Origin of the sequence: Rothia similimucilaginosa (assembly GCF_029850875.1) — a bacterium.
Taxonomy (GTDB): domain Bacteria; phylum Actinomycetota; class Actinomycetes; order Actinomycetales; family Micrococcaceae; genus Rothia.
The window spans coordinates 365,542-382,990 of the sequence record NZ_JAOVAM010000001.1; the positions used below are offsets into that span (position 1 = coordinate 365,542).

Consider the following 17,449-nt stretch of genomic DNA (forward strand, 5'->3'; position numbering starts at 1 on the left):
GCTTATCGACCTTCCAGCTGTGCCATTGCGCCAAGGACGGCGTCGTAGGTGGGTTCGATCATTTCACCGGCGACCATGCCGTCCTTGATGAAGACCACGCGGTCTGCGTAGGAGGCGGCGTTTGCGTCGTGGGTAACCATGAGGATGGTCTGTGCGTGGTCGGTTGCGGCGGCACGCAACAGGCGTAGCACCTCGGCACCGGAGTTGGAGTCGAGGTTACCGGTTGGTTCGTCGGCGAAGACCACTTCGGGGCGTGCAAGCAGGGCACGCACGATGGCGACACGCTGCTGCTGACCGCCGGAGAGCTGTTCGGGGCGGTGGTCGAGTCGGGTTTCCAGGCCGAGGGTCTTGACCAGGTAGTCGCGCCACTGCGGGTCCGGCTTCTTACCGGCAAGGCCCAGAGGCAGATCAATGTTCTGGCCCGCGGTGAGGGTGGGGACCAGGTTGAACGCCTGGAAGATGAAACCGATGTGTTCGCGGCGGAATTCGGTGAGGGCGTTGTCCTTCAGGCCGAAGAGCTCGGTACCGCCGATACGAATCGAGGTTGCCGGGTTCGGGTCGGGGGTATCCAGGGTTGCGATGGTCTGCATCAGCGTGGACTTACCCGAGCCGGAGGGACCCATAATGGCGGTGAACTTGCCCTGCTCAAAGTCGACGGAGACGTTGTTGAGGGCATGGACAGTGGCTTCACCGATGCCGTAAGTTTTGGAAAGGTTTCGTGCGGAGACGGCAGGCTGTGCCGTCTGTGCGTGATGAGTTGTCGTAGTCATAGTTCAATTATTTCACGTAGCGTGGCGCTGACTACAGGGTTTTTCTCATCCTCCAGGTTGATTTTGGCGGGTGTTCACCGGGTCTTGACCTGCGGATGCGAAGGTTCCCCACTCATTCCACGGGCTGAAATGAGCTTGAGGAGGGCTGGGCGGGGTACTGGCCTCATCCTTAAGGATGAGTGGCGGCGCAATCTGCGTTCTCGCCCCGCATCCCTTACCCCGCATCATTGCCCTGCTTCTCTGCCTCCCATCTCTGCCCGCGCCTACACCTATATATGCGAAAACCCCCGGCTCCTCCCCCGTCTGGGGCGGGGAAGCCGGAGGCTTTCATAGACTATCCGTTATAGCGCTATCATTGCAGCGCTATCTCAGGCGCTGTCCACTAGTGTTCAGGCAGTTGTTATGCCTTGGGCGCTTCGTAGCGGGGGAACACCGGTGCGGGTGCGGGCAGTTCCGTGCCGGGCACGAGCGCGGTACCGATGGCTGCGAACTGGCGTGCGTCGCCTTCGGGTACGCCGAGCAGGGTCAGCAGCTTGGCGGTTGCGTCGGGCATGACGGGCTGCAGCAGCAGGGCGACCTTGCGTACGACTTCGAGGGTTACGTACAGTACGGTGTTCATGCGGTCGAGTTCGCCGTTCTTGCGCAAGGTCCAGGGTTCCTGCTCTGCGAAGTAGGCGTTGGTGTCTGCGAGCACAGTCCAGATGCGTTCCAAAGCGCGGTGGAATGCCTGCTCGTCGAAGTCTGCACGGACCGGCTCGTAGAGGGCTGCCGCCTCGTCGAGGATCTTGCGGTCGGCTTCGGTGAATTCGCCGTGGGTGGGCACCGCTCCGCCGCAGTTCTTGGCGACCATGGACAGGGAACGCTGGGCGAGGTTGCCGAGGTTGTTTGCCAGGTCGGAGTTGATGCGGTTGATGATGGACTCTTCGGAGTAGGAGCCATCCTGGCCGAAGGATACCTCGCGCATGAGGAAGAAACGTACGGCGTCCAGGCCGAATGCGTCGACGAGGTTTGCGGGGTCGACGACGTTGCCGACGGACTTGGACATCTTTTCGCCGTTCACGAGCAGGAAGCCGTGGCCGAAGACGCGCTTGGGTAGCTCCAGGCCGGCAGACCACAGGAATGCAGGCCAGTAGATGGAGTGGAATCGGGTGATGTCCTTACCGATGAGGTGCAGGTCGGCCGGCCAGTACTTGGTGAACAGTTCGTTGTCGGTATCGGGGTAGCCGAGGCCGGTGAGGTAGTTGGTGAGGGCGTCAACCCACACGTACATGACGTGCTTGTCGTTGCCGGGTACGGGTACGCCCCAGTCGAAGGTGGTGCGGGAGATGGACAGGTCGTTGAGGCCGCCCTTGACGAAGGAGATCAGCTCGTTACGGCGCGATTCGGGGTAGACGTAGCCTTCGTTAGCGTAGAGTTCAAGGAGCTTGTCACCGTACTTGGAGAGGCGGAAGAAGTAGGACTCTTCTTCGGTCCATTCGACTTCGGTGCCGGTGGTGATGGCGTAGCGCTGGCCGTCGCGCACTTCAGTTTCATCTTCTGCGTAGTAGGCTTCGTCGCGTACGGAGTACCAGCCGGCGTACTTGTCAAGGTAGATGTCGCCGTTTTCTTCCATGCGCTTCCAGATGGCCTGGGATGCGGTGTAGTGGTCGGGGTCGGTGGTGCGGATGAAGCGGTCATAGCTAATGTTCAACGCATCGTTCATTGCTTTGAAGCGTGCGGAGTTCTCGTCGGCAAGTTCCTTAGCGGTCTTACCGAGCTTCTCTGCGGTGGTCTGCATCTTCTGGCCGTGCTCGTCGGTGCCGGTCATGAAGCGCACGTCGAAGCCGTCGAGGCGCTTGAAGCGGGCTAGCACGTCGGCTGCGATGGTTTCGTAGGCGTGGCCGATGTGCGGGTTGCCATTAGGGTAGGAGATGGCGGTGGTGATGTAGAACGGAGTTGCAGTCATAACTTTCAGTTTACCGCAGTCTTAGGCTAGGCTCTCACCCTGGTTATGTATAGTCTGAAATGCGACGGCCCAAACACCAAGCCGCCAAGCAACAGACCAAACCGTGACAACCCTCCCCACCCGGTTCGCTAGGCACGGGGTGCACACGAAACTACCGTGCACCCCAACAAACCGGCGGGATAACGCGCCCCTGCCCAACCTGCAGAAACCACCTGAGGAATCGGTGTCGTCCGTAGTGACATCAGGGTGTCCGAGCTCTGCGAGGACAGGTCCCCCTGTAGGAACAAGGAGAACGCAAAAATCCCGCCAATTCCGAAGAATCAGCGGGATTTTCTTTGATGTGCGCCCCCTGGGACTCGAACCCAGAACCCATTGATTAAGAGTCAATTGCTCTGCCAATTGAGCTAGAGGCGCTTATTTATTTTTCAAGGTCTCCCTTGCAACGATTAAATACTATACGGCATTTTATGAATGCCTGCAACTCAATTAATAATGAACTGCATCACACATTTGCCAGGTGGTGCTTTTCAGCTTGAAATAGCAAAGAATCCGGCGCTCCACCCCTCCTCTATGTGGGGCGAGAGGTGAAACGCCGGATTCTTAGAAAGCTATTGCTGAGCTACCGTTTAGCGAGCGACGGAACCTTCGGTGTAGTCGTCGTCAACGGAGTTCCAGGAGAACAGCTCGCGCAGCTTGCGGCCGGTTGCCTCGATGGGGTGTGCCTCGCCCTTTGCGCGCAGTTCCTTGAACTCGGGTGCGCCTGCAGCCTGGTCTTCCATGAAGCGCTTTGCAAAGTTGCCATTCTGGATGTCTGCCAGGACAGCCTTCATGTTTTCCTTGACCTCGGGGGAAATCACGCGGGGGCCGGAGACGTAGTCGCCGTACTCTGCGGTGTCGGAGATGGACCAACGCTGCTTAGCGATGCCACCCTCAATCATCAGGTCAACGATGAGCTTGAGCTCGTGCAGAACCTCGAAGTATGCGATTTCGGGCTGGTAGCCAGCTTCGGTGAGGACCTCGAAGCCGTACTGGACAAGCTGAGAGGTGGAGCCGCAGAGGACTGCCTGCTCGCCGAACAGGTCGGACTCGGTCTCTTCGGTGAAGGTGGTCTTGATGACGCCTGCGCGGGTTGCGCCGAGGCCCTTTGCGTAAGACAGCGCCAGTGCGAGTGCTTCGCCGGATGCATCCTTCTCAACTGCGACCAGGGCGGGAACGCCGCGGCCTGCTTCAAATTCTCGGCGGACGGTGTGGCCGGGACCCTTGGGAGCAACCATTGCCACGTCGACACCCTCAGGTGCGGTGATGTAGCCGAAGCGGATATTGAAGCCGTGTGCGAAGAACAGTGCGTTGCCGGGCTTCAGGTGAGGTTCGATGCTTTCTGCGTAGACCTTTGCCTGGACCTGGTCCGGGGTCAGAATCATAATGACGTCTGCTTCTGCTGCTGCTTCTGCAACGGTTGCGACTCGCAGGCCTTCTGCCTCAGCCTTGGCACGGGACTTGGAGCCCTCGGACAGACCGACGATGACCTTCACGCCGGAGTCACGCAGGTTCAGTGCGTGTGCGTGGCCCTGGGAGCCGTAGCCGATAACTGCTACAGTGCGACCCTGAATCAGGGAGAGGTCTGCGTCGTCGTTGTAGAAAATGGTTGCTGCCATTTCTTCTCCTCAGTAAGTTTGGTATGCGGCCCAGGCTGGGCTCAACATTGACTATTCTACTTGATAGCTTTTGGGATGCAGGCTTACGAGAGTGCTTCTCAGATTTTGGCTGAAAGTATTTGTACCCTGCTTTATCGGGGGGGCCGGGGTTTTCGGTGCCGGATTTTCTGTACCGAGCTTTTCAGTACCTGGCACTCCCCCGCCCGCACTGTGAACTGGTGTGTTTCGGTGGTGCGGGCGGGACTGCTACAAGGGTAGCGTGGGGAGCACTAGATGCACTCGTGCTAGATACGTTCGCTCATGGCGCGCGGGCCGCGTGCCAGGGCGATGGTGCCTGCGCGAACAATTTCGCGAACACCATAGGGTTCCAGAACGTCCAGCAGTGCGTTGAGCTTCTCCGCAGAACCGGTTGCCTCGATCACAACAGACTCGGGGGAAACGTCAATCACAGATGCACGGAACAGGTCTGCCGCCTGGACGATCTGCAGACGTGCCACTGCATCCGCCTTAACCTTAATCAGGATGTGGCCGCGCTGGGTGGAGGATTCGGCGGGAAGCTCGACAACCTTCAGCACGTGAACGAGCTTGTTCAGCTGCTTGGTAATCTGCTCGATGGTATGGGCGTCACCCTCGGTCACGACGGTGATACGGGAAACACCGGGGTTTTCGGTGGGGCCCACAGCCAGGGAGAGGATGTTGAACAGACGGCGGGAGAACAGACCGGAGACGCGGGTGAGAACGCCCGGCTTATCTTCTACCAGAACGGACAGAGTGTGCAGAGCCATTAGTTCTCTCCCTCACGATCGAACTCGGGCGAAGTGTTCTTCGCAATCCAAATCTTGTCATTAGATACGCCTGCCGGGACCATGGGCCAGACGAGGGCGTGGGGGCTGACAGTGAAGTCAATGACGACAGGGCGGTCGTTGATTTCCAGGGCAGCCTTAATGGTGGCATCCACATCCTCGTCGCGCTCGCAACGGAAAGTTGCACAGCCATATGCTTCACCAAGCTTGACGAAGTCGGGGATACGTACGGTGCCGTGACCGTCCTTCAGGTCGGTGTTGGAATAGCGCTCGTTGTAGAACAGAGTCTGCCACTGACGCACCATACCGAGGGAGGAGTTGTTGATGATGGCAACCTTCACGGGAATGTTGTTATGTGCGCAAGTGACCAGTTCCTGGTTGGTCATCTGGAAGCAACCGTCACCGTCAATAATCCACACGGTGGATTCGGGGTGCGCAACCTTAGCACCCATACCTGCAGGAACGCCGTAGCCCATGGTGCCCAGACCAGCGGAGCTAATGAAGTGGCGGGGGTTCTCCTGCTGAATGTAGTGTGCACCCCACATCTGGTGCTGACCAACGCCGGTGACGTAGTATGCGTCAGGACCGGTCAGAGCGCTAATACGCTCGAGGACGTATTCGGGCGAGCCGAGACCGTCGGTGGGCTTCTGGTAGCCGAGCGGGTAATCCTTGCGGATAACATTCAGCTCGTTCCACCACTCGGTGAGGTTCGGCAGCTGGTCTGCGAATTCGGTGGAGAGCAGGTCGGTCAGCTCAGGCAGGACATACTTGAGGTCGCCGACAATCGGAACATCCGCGAAGCGAATCTTCGAGATTTCTGCCGGGTCAACGTCAATGTGGATGACCTTAGCCTCGGGAGCGAAAGAGTCAAGCTTACCGGTAACGCGGTCATCGAAGCGTGCACCGAGGGTAATCAGCAGGTCAGACTTCTGCATTGCTGCGACGGCGGGGACGGTACCGTGCATACCGGGCATACCGAGATTCTGGGGGTCCGAGTCGGGGAACACGCCAATAGCGTTCAGGGTAGTGACGACGGGTGCACCGATGAGCTTAGCCAGCTTGTGGAACTCTTCGGAAGCACCTGCACGGACCAGGCCACCGCCAACGTAGAAGACGGGGTGCTTGGACTCGGTAATGTACTTTGCGGCTTCGTGGATCTGCTTGGAGTGGCCGCGAGTGACGGGGGTGTAGCCGCGCAATTCGAGGTCCTCAGGAATACCGCGGTATTCCATCATGCCAACCTGTGCATCCTTGGTGACGTCCACGAGCACGGGGCCGGGGCGGCCGGTAGATGCGATATGGAATGCTGCTGCGAGCGCACGGGGGATGTCTTGCGGGTCGGTAATCATGAAGGAGTGCTTGGAGATGGGCATTGCCATGCCGACAATGTCAGCTTCCTGGAATGCGTCGGAGCCAAGCAACGCGGTGGACACCTGGCCGGTGATTGCGACCAGCGGGATGGAGTCCATGTTTGCGTCGGCGATTGCGGTCAGCAGGTTGGTTGCACCGGGGCCGGAGGTTGCGATGCACACGCCGGTCTTGCCGCTGGACACCGCGTAGCCCTGAGCTGCGTGGCCTGCACCCTGCTCATGGCGGACCAGGATGTGGCGAACCTTCTTAGAGTCATACAGTGGGTCATAGGTCGGCAGAATAGCTCCACCAGGCAGGCCGAATACGTCAGTCACACCCAAATCTTCGAGGGTGCGGACGATTGCCTGAGAACCGGTCATGCGTTCTGCGGGAGCGTTTACCGCGTCATCAGAAGTGGAAAATCCCATGGTCATGGAAATGCCTCGTGTCTTAATGGTTCTTCGTTATATTCAATGTTCTGCAGGAGGATTGTGTGGTCCTCACGCATCCTATGCCCGGGGGTACCAAGCTATAAAAAATGCCCCTCGCTGTTGGTGGTAGCGGTAGGGGCGCTCAGTCGCAGTGAATAGACCCTGCCACTCGCCCTAGGAGACGAATACAAGGTTGATAATTCGCTGGTGCATTGCTGTCTTCACCCTTCCATGATGAAGCCCTGGGCGGGGGTGAGTCAAATCTCTATGGGGTATCGTGGCGGTTTCTGCACGGAAACCCCCAAGTCAACCTTCTTCTTTCATGATGTGGACACTTTCTTCTTCTTTCATGATGTGGACACTTTGCGTGTGTACGTGGATTTTAGCGCAGGTTTTTGAACAGGTGAGAAAAACTCGCTTTTTTGGATGTCATGGCGCGTAATATGTGCGAATACTCGTGACCTTCTTCCTTTGCCCCGGTAGACTGATTTCTATGACCGAACCGATTATCACGGTCGCTGATGAGCTGACCGAAGCAAGTAAGTACGCAGAGGTTATCGACCCCCGTAACTCTATTGAGAGTAGCGAGTTTTTGACGGGCGAGGAACTCATTCGGGTTCTGCACCCGGTTTTTGACGAGCAGATTATTAACTACGGTGCATACAATTTGGTGTATGCATCTGGCCGCGCGGTGTACCGTAATCCTGATTTGGCGTTGCATCAGCATCCTGATCAGGAGCATTTTATTGTGGGGTATCAGGATGCGCCTGATGAGGTGATTATTGCTCCGGTGAATTTGCCGGCGTTGACGCCTGCGGGTACTGCTACGACGATTGATAATACGAATGCGCTGCATGCGTATCGTGTGGGTGACGATGCGGTGACAATCGAGTCGGTGAATGGTAGCTCATTCTTCTTGTCTTTTGAGGATAATGCTGAGCTTTCGACTCGCTTTGGCACTGGACTTTTGGAGCAGGGTCGCGATGTTGAGGATTTCCGTGAGTTTGTGACGCGGATTTGGCCGGTCCTGTAGTCAAGACTTTTCGTATGGAAAGCCCACCGCACCCCTCTGGGTTTGCGGCGGGCTTTCCTATACCCAAACGCCAAGCCGCCAGGCAGCACACTAAACCACGACAGCCTTCCCCCGCCCCGCATGCAAAACTCCCAACCGCCACGCAACACGCCAAACCGCGACAGCCCTCCCCCTCCCAAGTTTGCTAGGCACGGGGCGCACATGGTGAACCACCGCGTACCTGCCGCAACCCCGGCGGGACCGAGCGTACCTCAAATACCGATACACGCGGAGGTGCATATATCCTCTGTCGCGACATCAGGGTGTCCGAGCTCTGCGAGGACAGGTCCCCTGCAGGAGCAAAGAAGATAATATGCACCTCAAGCCATGAAGACTGTATTTCAAGGGGAACGCAAAAATCCCGCCGATTCCGAAGAATCAGCGGGATTTTCTTTGATGTGCGCCCCCTGGGACTCGAACCCAGAACCCATTGATTAAGAGTCAATTGCTCTGCCAATTGAGCTAGAGGCGCTTATTTATTTTTCAAGGTCTCCCTTGCAACAGAAAAATACTATACGCGAGTTTTCATGGTGCACGCAAGTTGATTTACAGTGAGGCTGGACACATTGTTTGGGTGAGGTGTGTGAGACACTAGTGTGTACACTGTGTGGGGCGCGTCCGCACCCCTCCCCTGTTGTTTTGAGGAGTTATTATGAGTGTTCGTCTTGAGCCGGGTGCTCCGGCGCCTGCTTTTTCGTTGGTTGATTCGGCTGGTATTACTCATAGTCTAGGTGACTATGCGGGCAGTAAGGTGATTTTGTATTTTTATCCGAAGGCGTCGACTCCGGGTTGTACTAAGGAGGCGTGCGATTTCCGCGATAATTTGGCATCGTTGAAGTCGTTGGGTTACGTAGTGTTGGGTGTTTCTCCGGATTCGCCGGCGGCTATTGCACGTTTTGTGGAAAAGGAATCGTTGACGTTCCCACTGCTATCTGATGCTGATCATGCGGTTGCCGAGGCGTATGGCGCTTGGGGTGAGAAGAAGAATTACGGCAGGGTGTACGAGGGTCTGATTCGTTCGACGTTTGTGATTGATGAGCGGGGTATTGTTTCTGTGGCTCAGTACAATGTGCGTGCGACAGGTCATGTGGCGAAGCTGCGTCGTGATTTGGGTATTGACCCGAAGTAGGGGCATGTTTCCTAGAGCTTGCATATCGCCATTCTGATGCTTCTTAAGGGGGCTGCTGTTCGGCGTATTTTCGGGCTTTTTCCCTATAGGGGCTTCTTTTACGGCTTGGAGAACCTTGGTTCCTGGTGTACACTAATTTTTTGTTGCCTCAGACGCATACATCTTCGGATGTGGGGTGACGCTACGCGCGAGTGGTGAAATTGGCAGACACGCAGGATTTAGGTTCCTGTGCCTTATGGCGTGGGGGTTCAAGTCCCCCCTCGCGCACAAACACATTTTACGTTGGGTCCGCCGTCACGGTTTTCGTGGCGGCGGGTTTTCTTGTATGTGCCTTGCCGGGGTGAGTGTGTCTCGCCCGGTTGGGTGTTGAACCGTTATCCTGAGAGGTAAGCATCCGCGACGGAAGAGAGGACGCTCCCGTGCAGCATCAGCCTTATGCATCATCAGCTGTTGGCAATTCTGGCGCACTGCTTCGAGCCACTGTCGGCTCGAGCGGCTTGAGTCGACGCGCCGTTTTGCGTTTTGGCGCGCTTTTTAGTGCTGGTTTAGCACTTTCTGCGTGTTCTGGTCAGTCTTCTACTGGTTCGTCTGCTAGTTCATTGGCGAGTGCGTCGCCTGCTGATGTTCGTCGTATGTTCCGTTTTGCACAGGGTGCGGCGCCATTGGGTTTGGATCCGGCATTGTTTCCTGTGGCGAGTACGTATCAGGTGACGGCGCAGGTTTTGCAGACGTTATTGGTGGCGAATCATTACACGGGCGATCCTGAGGTTCAGGATTCTTTGTGTGCTGAGTGGACGGTTTCTGATGACCGTTTGGTGCATACGTTTGTGCTGCGTGAGGCGCATTTTAGTAGTGGCGTTGCATTGACTGCGGATGCTGTAGTGCAGAATTTCCAGAGATGGCAGGCGTTAGCTACGGGGCAGGATACTTCTGCTCATGCGGTGCCTGCTCAGCCTTTATTTGCATGGGGTTTTGGTGTGCCAAAGCCAGGTTCTATTGATTCTTCGGCAGTGGAGCCTGCGCCTGTTCAGGCGTCTCCGTCGGGTGCGACTACTCCGTCTGCTTCTGCTAGCGCGTCTGTTTCTCCAAGTGCTTCCGCGGCTGATTCTCCGCACGCTACTCCATCGGTTCCTGAGCCTGCACTGCCGGATGATAAGAAGAGCGCACAGAAGGCGAATGCCGCTCAGTCGCCTGCGGTGCAGTCGTTTTTGCCGTTGGTTTCGTCGGTGGTAGCGAAGGGCAACTCTGTGGTGGTAACCCTGTCGCGTCCTTCGTTGGCGTTCCCGCGTATTTTGACGCAGCAGGCATTCGGCATTATTGATCCTTCGCTTTTTGGTGCTGATCAGAAGCTGACGGGCAACCCGGTGGGTACGGGTGCGTTCCGTGTGGAGTCATTCGAGGCTGGCATGGTGCGCCTGCTGAAGAACACCCATTTTGACGGTCCGGTACCTGAGCTGGATGAGATTCAGATTTCGACCCTCACTTCGTCGGATAAGCGTTATTTTGCGCTGATGGAGGGTCATATTGATGCGTGTGATCAGGTGAATTCTTCTGATCTGGGTCAGTTGGCGCGTGATGGTTATCAGACTCCTGGTCGTGACCCGTTCTCGCTGGTGTATTTGGGGTTGAATACGGCGCATCCGGTGTTGAAGAATATTTCGGTGCGGCGCGCTATTTCGCATGCGGTGGATCGTGGTGCGTTACATCAGTATTATCCGCAGGGCACCTCGGATGCACAGACGCTGATTTCGCCGTCATTCCGTATTAAGGCTAATGATGCGAAGGATTACACGGACCGCAATCAGAATATGGCGCGCTCACTGTTAGCGGCTGCTGGTTATGACAATCAGATAATTGAGTGCTACTACCCTGCCGATGTTTCTCTGCCGTGGATGGATACTCCGCAGAAGGTGTATTCGGAGATGGTGGGTTCGCTGATTGAGGTGGGTCTGAATATTAAACCGGTGCCGTTGCCGTGGGCTGAGTATTTGGAGAAGAGCCGTGATGTTTCTTCTGAGCGCGGTATTACGTTGGCTGGTTTCTACGGCATGTACCGTGACCCGTATGCGTTCTTTGGTCCGGTGTTGGCGCAGTTGATTGCGGAGCATCAGGTGCGTTCGTTGATTACGAATGCGCCGACGGATATGACGACAGGTTTGACGAAGAAGAATTCTGATTTTCCGTCGTCACATGGTGCGGATTCGAATGTGCAGATTTCTGCGACTCCGAGCCCGCAGCCGAGTTATTCGCCGGATCCGTTGTCTCCGGAGGAGGTTTCTGCTTCACCGAGCCTTTCGGCGACTCCTTCACCGTCGCCTACTGCTGCAGCGGTGGCGCCGTCGCCTCGTTTTACTGAGGTAATGGAGGCGATTCGTACTGCGGATTCTGCTGTTTCGGTGGATTCGCAGCGTGAGTTGTATGCGAAGGTTGTGTCTCAGTTGGGTCAGTTTATGCCGGCTGTTCCGTTGTTGAATGTGACGTCTAAAGTGGCTGTGAGCCGTGAGGTTCAGGGTTATCAGACGGAGCAGAATGCGATTGAGCTGTTTGGAAAACTGCGTAAGTTGTAGACAGTTCAGGTTTGAGTGTTGCATTGTGCGCGTGTTTGGCATGCCTTGAAGGGTCTATGCCCCCAAAGAAACTAGTGTGTGAACTGTAACACCCTCCTGTTATTTGCTGATTCTAGCTATGCCTCCCCCGCTAAAAGGAGTAGGCTAGATGATGTACCCCACAGTCATTGTGCCCAAGGACGGGCACCCTCACCCTAAGGGAGAATTCAGTGGTAGCACGTACTGAACGAACCGACGTCGTCCTGGTCGGCGGCGGCATCATGAGCGCCACCCTCGGTGTGTTCCTCAAGGAACTCGAACCGACCTGGAATATTATCCTGCTCGAACGCCTCGACAAGGTTGCTCAGGAATCCTCCAACCCCTGGAATAACGCAGGTACCGGCCACTCGGCACTGTGCGAGCTCAACTACGCTCCCGCTGGTCCTGACGGTACTGTCTCCGCTGCCAAGGCGCTAAACATTAACGAACAGTTCCAGATTTCTCGTCAGTTCTGGGCATCCCTGGTGGAGAAGAATATCCTGACAGACACCAGCTTCGTCAACCCGGTCCCCCATATGTCCCTGGTCTTCGGTGAGGACCACTCCAAGTACCTCGCAGCACGCTACGACTCTTTCCGCAAGGAGAAACTCTTTGAGCGTATGCAGTTCTCCACCGACCGCGAGAAGATTGCTGAGTGGGCTCCGCTGACTGTCAAGGGTCGTAAGGAGAACGAGCCGATGGCAGCAACCTGGTCCCCCGAGGGTACTGACGTGAACTTCGGTTTCCTCACCGAGCAGCTGGTCGCTTACCTGCAGACCAAGGGTGTTGAGGTTCGCTATGGATATCAGGTCACCAACCTGAACCGTGAATCGAACGGCTCCTGGCAGGTTGAAGCGATTAACCGCATCAACAAGAATGAGCCCCTGAGCATCAACGCAAAGTTTGTCTTCCTCGGAGCCGGTGGTGGCGCCCTGAACCTGTTGCAGAAGTCCGGCATTGAAGAGGGTAAGGGCTACGGCGGCTTCCCCGTTTCCGGCCTATTCCTGCGCAACACCCACGAGGCGACCGCAAACCAGCACAACGCTAAGGTGTACGGTCAGGCTTCGGTGGGTGCACCTCCCATGTCTGTGCCTCACCTGGACACCCGCTACGTGGACGGCAAGCGTGCCCTGCTCTTCGGACCCTACGCCGGTTTCAAGACGAACTTCTTGAAGCAGGGTTCCGTACTGGATCTACCGAAGTCCCTACGCCTGCACAACCTGTACCCCATGACCCGTGCAGGTCTGGATAACGTCTCCTTGGTCAAGTACCTGCTCACCGAGCTGTTGCAGAACAAGAACGCTCGCCTGGAGACCCTGCACCAGTACTACCCCGAGGCTATCGGCGACGAGTGGGAGCTCATCGAGGCGGGTCAGCGCGTCCAGATTATGAAGAAGGACCCGAAGAAGGGCGGCATCCTGCAGTTCGGTACCGAGGTTGTTTCTGCAGCGGACGGCTCCATTGCGGCTTTGCTGGGCGCTTCCCCCGGTGCTTCTACTGTGGCTTCGATTATGCTGAACCTGCTGGCGAAGTGCTTCCCCTCCAAGATTGCTAGTTGGGAGCCCCACCTGAAGGAGCTCATCCCCGGTTACGGTGTGAAGCTCAACGATAACCCTGACCTGGCTGATGAGCTGATGGCTCACACCGCTAAGGTTCTGGGTATTCACAACTAGTTTTCAGTTAGGCTCAGCAGGTAGCTTTATACCCTAGCTGACAAGCCTTTTTTGAGGCTTTTCGGGGCGGTTACCCTCTCTAACTGACCGACAGGTCAGCTATCTGCACTCGCAGAAAAATGCGGGAGGGTTAGAAAACCCTATAATGTCACCGCAGGGGCGGGAAGGACAGCTCATTATTCTCCTCGTCCCTTCTGTGCGCCCCACACGCTGAAGCTACTAGGCGCACCACTGTGTACACCCCACTCATTCAAGGAGCCCTATTGTCTGCACACACTGGCTCTTCCACTGATACCTCCTCAACCAAGGTATCCGCCGGAGCTCGACGCGGACTCTTCTCCCGTAAGAAGAAGCCCGCAGCCCCCAAGTACGCAAGCGTGAAACTGCGTGACTTTCCTAAGGGCAGCGTCCTCTACATTCTGCGCCGTGCTATCTTCACATTCGGTGCAAACGGCGCAAGCGACATGGCGGCAGCGCTCACTTACTTCACCGTGCTGTCCATCTTCCCTGCCCTGCTGGCGATTGTCTCCCTCCTGGGCGTATTCGGTCACGGTGAGGAAAGCGCCGCAGTCATCCTCGCATTCCTCAAGGACAACGCGCCCGCCCAGATGTACGCCATTATGGAAGACCCCATCAAACAGCTTACCGGCGACCAAGGCGCAGGCCTGGTGCTGTTGACCGGTATCCTCAGTGCGCTCTGGTCAGCCTCCGGGTACACCGGCTCATTCGGCCGAGCTCTCAACACGGTCTACAACGTACGTGAAGGCCGCCCCGGCTGGATTCTCAAGCCGCTGAATGTCTTCGTCACCACCGTGCTTATCATCCTCGTGGTACTCATGATCCTCATGATACTGCTGGGCGTAACCGTCCTCGATTTGATTGGTCAGTACCTACCCGAAACCGTCAATATGGAGCTCATCAAGCTCATCTGGCTCAACGGCCGCTGGGTGCTCATCCTGTTCATGGCAATCGCCCTGATCACTCTGCTCTACGCCGCCACCCCGAACGTACGCCACTTCAACCAGTGGAAGCTCTCCCCCGGTGCGGCGCTGGCGCTCTTCGGTATGAGCCTGGGCGGTTTCGGCTTCACCCTCTACACCAATAACTTCAGCAAGTACAACGCCACCTACGGCCTCATCGGTGGTGTGATTGTGATGCTACTGTTCATCTGGATTATGAACAATATGCTCCTCTTTGGAGCGCACTTGGACGCAGAAATCATGCTCATGCGTCAGGTCCTCGCCGGTGAAGACGATCAGGGGCGCCTGAAGGTTCAGCCGCGCAGCACCTCCGCGTCCCGTACGCTGGAAGAACAGCGCGAACGCCTCATGTACGCCGGACACGAACTGCAACAGCAGGCGGCAGGCCAGGGCATGCTCCCCAAGCCGAAGGGCCCCTCCATTGTGGCTCGCGTGAAGAAGGCAGTGGGCACCAGCACCACCAAGATTCGCACGTTCTTTGCCGGCGGTAAGAAGCAGCCCAAGCATGCGGAGGCAGACACCACGGCGGAAGCTACCGAATATAAGGCGAAGACTGACTCTCAGTAGCAGGCGCTCTTCGACCTCGGGCACCGATAAGTCCACCGGTGCGGCACAGAAGAACTAAGCGGCAGCTCAGCTAAGCGCATATCACCTCAATCTTTCAAGGGCGTGGGACAGAAACCCTGCGCTGGTCACTAAGATAGACATATGACCAGTGCAGATTTCTCTCCCGCGCCCTTTGCTGTACCCAACGCCTCTGCGTCCAATGTTGATGCACCCAATGCCGCCGCGCCCGCCATTGTTCTCCCCGACCTCGAGTACACCCTCTACCAGCCGCAGCAGCTTAAAAGCCGTATCCCCACCCTCATGATTCACGGCTTCGCCACCCGCGGCGAACAGCTCTACGGCGGCACCAGCTGGATCCGCCAATATCTGCGCGCCGGATACCCCGTACTGATCGTTGGCCTGCCCTACCACTCAGACGAATACCTCAAAGACCCCGAGTCCATGCAGGCCATCGACTGCAAGCTCCCCAACCACACGGGCGTGCGCAGCCACACAATTCCGTTCAATTCGGTGCTTTCCGTCGATGCTGCAGGTCAGCCGCTGCCCCCCATGCACCTGTTCACCAACCTGCTCGCCCAGTTGCTGCAAACAGTCGCCACCGAGAACGACCTCGGCGTTGAACTGGAGCCCCGCGCACACGTTATCGGTTTCTCCTTCGGTGCCCGCGTTGGCTGGGAACTCGCCCTCACCCACCCGGAAGCGGTCGCATCACTCACTCTGGGCGGTCTGCCTCTGCACGACCACCTCATCACCCTGCGCGCCATGCTCGAAGCGCACGAGGGTACCAGCGTCACGGCGGATAGTGAAACCCCGGCGGCAGACTCCACTGATGAGGCGATCGCCTCCTTCACCTCGATTATTGACGGGTCCCCCATTCAGCCCGACGCGCTGCTGAAGTTCGTTCGGATTCCCTTCGGCCCGTTCTTCGACGTGCCCGCCCTGCGTGCTGGTTCCCCGGACTTGCCGGCGGGCCACCCCGGCGCACATCCGCGTGTACCCGTTGCGGTCGTACTCGGTGACGCGGATACCATCGCCGCCGACGGTGCGGAACTCTACGATATGGTGCGCGAGGATGACCCGCTCAACCGTTTTATTCCCCTACCCGGCCGGGACCACGTGAACGCACTGACCTCGGGTGCGTTCCGACGCGGTGCGCTCGCCTTTGCTGCTGAGGTGGAGGCGGCAGAGGTAGAAACGGCAGAGTAAGCAGCCGCAGGCTACGGTATCCGGGCTCCGGGCGGAGTATCCAACAACGTCATAAAACGTCAAATTCGCATGGGGGCTTCACTATCAGCTTTATCGTGCACCAGGTACGCCAATGCTCGTAGAATGGGAACGTATCAAAAAACCTTTATCTGCGGTTGGGCTTCAACCGCACCTCAGCAAAGGAGCACCATGCACAAGGTTAAGGCTGTTGTAGCCCTCTCCCAGGACGCACCCGTCACCGTCACCACCATCAACGTACCTGACCCGGGCAAGGGCGAAGCACTCGTCAAGGTCCTCACCTGTGGTGTCTGCCAGACCGATCACCACTACGTCACCGGCGGCGTCGGCCAGGACTTCCCCTACCTGCTCGGCCACGAATCTGCAGGTATCGTCGAGGCTGTCGGCGATGACGTCACCGACATCGCCCCCGGCGACCTGGTCATCCTCAACTGGCGTGCAGTCTGCGGTGAATGCCGCGCATGCCGCAAGGGTCAGCCGCAGTACTGCTTCGCAACCCACAACGCAACCCAGAAGATGACCCTCGAGGACGGTACCGAGCTCACCCCCGCACTGGGTATCGGCTCCTTCGCGGAAAAGACCCTCGTCGCAGCAGGTCAGTGCACCAAGATCACCGCTGACATCAGCCCTGAACAGTACGCAGCAATCGGTCTGCTCGGCTGCGGCGTCACCGCAGGTCTGGGCGCTGTGCTGAACACCGGTGAACTCAAGCGCGGCGAGTCCGTCGCAGTCATCGGCTGCGGCGGCGTCGGCACCGCAGCAATCGCAGGCGCACAGCTCGGTGGCGCAACCACCATCATCGCCGTCGACATCGACGAAGATAAGCTGGCACGCGCACGCAAGCACGGCGCAACCCACACCGTGAACTCCTCCAAGGTCGATCCCGTCGAGGCTGTCAAGGAACTCACCGGCGGCTTTGGTGCAGACCTCGTCATTGACGCTGTCGGCATCGCCCCCACCTTCAAGCAGGCATTCGAAGCACGCGACCTTGCTGGCCGCGTCGTCCTCGTCGGTGTGCCCGCCCCCGGCACCACCTGGGACATCCCTCTGGATGAGATCTTCGGCCGCGGCGGCTCCATCAAGAGCGCATGGTACGGCGACACTCTGCCCTCCCGCGACTTCCCCGAATTCGTGGACCAGTACCTGCTCGGCCGCCTCGACCTGGACGGCTTCGTCTCCGAGCGTATCCGCCTCGAAGACGTCAACGAAGCATTCGAAACCATGAAGACCGGCCGCGTGCTGCGCTCGGTCGTGGAACTCTAGGA

General features: G+C 57.6%; 12 protein-coding genes and 3 tRNA genes. 8 read left to right on the forward strand and 7 right to left on the reverse strand.

Annotation, left to right across the window (positions count from 1 at the left end):
* Positions 1 to 2 precede the first annotated feature (2 nt).
* From QFX05_RS01415 to QFX05_RS01440, 6 genes are all read right to left on the reverse strand, one after another.
* Positions 3 to 770 (reverse strand): ABC transporter ATP-binding protein, encoded by a 768-nt coding sequence (locus QFX05_RS01415; RefSeq protein ID WP_279740285.1) that lies wholly within the window; start codon positions 768 to 770, stop codon positions 3 to 5.
* A gap of 400 nt (positions 771 to 1,170) precedes the next feature.
* On the reverse strand, positions 1,171 to 2,715 hold the full coding sequence (gene metG / locus QFX05_RS01420) for a methionine--tRNA ligase (protein ID WP_279740287.1): 1,545 nt from the start codon (positions 2,713 to 2,715) through the stop codon (positions 1,171 to 1,173).
* Positions 2,716 to 3,056: 341 nt separating this feature from the next.
* Positions 3,057 to 3,129 (reverse strand) — tRNA-Lys (locus tag QFX05_RS01425).
* Between the two features lie 212 nt (positions 3,130 to 3,341).
* Complete coding sequence (gene ilvC, locus QFX05_RS01430) at positions 3,342 to 4,370, reverse strand: ketol-acid reductoisomerase (RefSeq protein WP_005508646.1); 1,029 nt, start codon at positions 4,368 to 4,370, stop codon at positions 3,342 to 3,344.
* A gap of 284 nt (positions 4,371 to 4,654) precedes the next feature.
* Entirely contained in the window at positions 4,655 to 5,155 is a 501-nt protein-coding gene (gene ilvN, locus QFX05_RS01435; RefSeq protein WP_279740290.1) for an acetolactate synthase small subunit, read from the reverse strand.
* Complete coding sequence (locus tag QFX05_RS01440) at positions 5,155 to 6,957, reverse strand: acetolactate synthase large subunit (RefSeq protein ID WP_279740291.1); 1,803 nt, start codon at positions 6,955 to 6,957, stop codon at positions 5,155 to 5,157. The genes ilvN and QFX05_RS01440 overlap by 1 nt, the downstream gene beginning before the upstream one ends.
* Positions 6,958 to 7,447: 490 nt before the next feature.
* Between QFX05_RS01440 and QFX05_RS01445 the strand changes: the two genes are divergently transcribed.
* The gene (locus QFX05_RS01445) at positions 7,448 to 7,987 is read left to right on the forward strand and encodes a hypothetical protein (protein ID WP_279740292.1); all 540 of its coding nucleotides are present in this window, start codon (positions 7,448 to 7,450) and stop codon (positions 7,985 to 7,987) included.
* Positions 7,988 to 8,425: 438 nt separating this feature from the next.
* Here QFX05_RS01445 and QFX05_RS01450 read toward each other — a convergent pair.
* Positions 8,426 to 8,498: transfer RNA gene (locus QFX05_RS01450), tRNA-Lys, on the reverse strand.
* Between the two features lie 180 nt (positions 8,499 to 8,678).
* Here QFX05_RS01450 and bcp point away from each other — a divergent pair.
* The 7 genes from bcp to QFX05_RS01485 all read left to right on the forward strand — a co-directional run bounded on the left by bcp (position 8,679) and on the right by QFX05_RS01485 (position 17,447).
* Positions 8,679 to 9,155 carry a thioredoxin-dependent thiol peroxidase gene (gene bcp, locus QFX05_RS01455; RefSeq protein ID WP_279740294.1) on the forward strand — a complete coding sequence of 159 codons (477 nt, stop codon included), beginning with the start codon at positions 8,679 to 8,681 and terminating at the stop codon, positions 9,153 to 9,155.
* A gap of 185 nt (positions 9,156 to 9,340) precedes the next feature.
* A tRNA-Leu gene (locus tag QFX05_RS01460) sits at positions 9,341 to 9,422 on the forward strand.
* A gap of 152 nt (positions 9,423 to 9,574) precedes the next feature.
* The gene (locus tag QFX05_RS01465; RefSeq protein WP_279740296.1) at positions 9,575 to 11,722 is read left to right on the forward strand and encodes an ABC transporter substrate-binding protein; all 2,148 of its coding nucleotides are present in this window, start codon (positions 9,575 to 9,577) and stop codon (positions 11,720 to 11,722) included.
* Between the two features lie 209 nt (positions 11,723 to 11,931).
* Positions 11,932 to 13,413, forward strand: coding sequence for a malate:quinone oxidoreductase (locus QFX05_RS01470; protein ID WP_279740297.1), 1,482 nt, complete (start codon positions 11,932 to 11,934; stop codon positions 13,411 to 13,413).
* A gap of 263 nt (positions 13,414 to 13,676) precedes the next feature.
* Positions 13,677 to 14,960 carry a YihY/virulence factor BrkB family protein gene (locus QFX05_RS01475; protein WP_279740298.1) on the forward strand — a complete coding sequence of 428 codons (1,284 nt, stop codon included), beginning with the start codon at positions 13,677 to 13,679 and terminating at the stop codon, positions 14,958 to 14,960.
* A 141-nt stretch (positions 14,961 to 15,101) separates the two neighbouring features.
* Positions 15,102 to 16,166, forward strand: coding sequence for an alpha/beta hydrolase (locus QFX05_RS01480; RefSeq protein ID WP_279740299.1), 1,065 nt, complete (start codon positions 15,102 to 15,104; stop codon positions 16,164 to 16,166).
* A 189-nt stretch (positions 16,167 to 16,355) separates the two neighbouring features.
* Positions 16,356 to 17,447 (forward strand): S-(hydroxymethyl)mycothiol dehydrogenase, encoded by a 1,092-nt coding sequence (locus QFX05_RS01485; protein ID WP_279740301.1) that lies wholly within the window; start codon positions 16,356 to 16,358, stop codon positions 17,445 to 17,447.
* Positions 17,448 to 17,449: the final 2 nt, after the last annotated feature.

What these genes read in the sequence shown, in the direction of transcription:
- QFX05_RS01415 (WP_279740285.1), bottom strand. Translation starts at nt 770, where the DNA reads ATGACTACGACAACTCATCACGCACAGACGGCACAGCCTGCCGTCTCC.
- metG (WP_279740287.1), bottom strand. Translation starts at nt 2,715, where the DNA reads ATGACTGCAACTCCGTTCTACATCACCACCGCCATCTCCTACCCTAAT.
- ilvC (WP_005508646.1), bottom strand. Translation starts at nt 4,370, where the DNA reads ATGGCAGCAACCATTTTCTACAACGACGACGCAGACCTCTCCCTGATT.
- ilvN (WP_279740290.1), bottom strand. Translation starts at nt 5,155, where the DNA reads ATGGCTCTGCACACTCTGTCCGTTCTGGTAGAAGATAAGCCGGGCGTT.
- QFX05_RS01440 (WP_279740291.1), bottom strand. Translation starts at nt 6,957, where the DNA reads ATGACCATGGGATTTTCCACTTCTGATGACGCGGTAAACGCTCCCGCA.
- QFX05_RS01445 (WP_279740292.1), top strand. Translation starts at nt 7,448, where the DNA reads ATGACCGAACCGATTATCACGGTCGCTGATGAGCTGACCGAAGCAAGT.
- bcp (WP_279740294.1), top strand. Translation starts at nt 8,679, where the DNA reads ATGAGTGTTCGTCTTGAGCCGGGTGCTCCGGCGCCTGCTTTTTCGTTG.
- QFX05_RS01480 (WP_279740299.1), top strand. Translation starts at nt 15,102, where the DNA reads ATGACCAGTGCAGATTTCTCTCCCGCGCCCTTTGCTGTACCCAACGCC.
- QFX05_RS01485 (WP_279740301.1), top strand. Translation starts at nt 16,356, where the DNA reads ATGCACAAGGTTAAGGCTGTTGTAGCCCTCTCCCAGGACGCACCCGTC.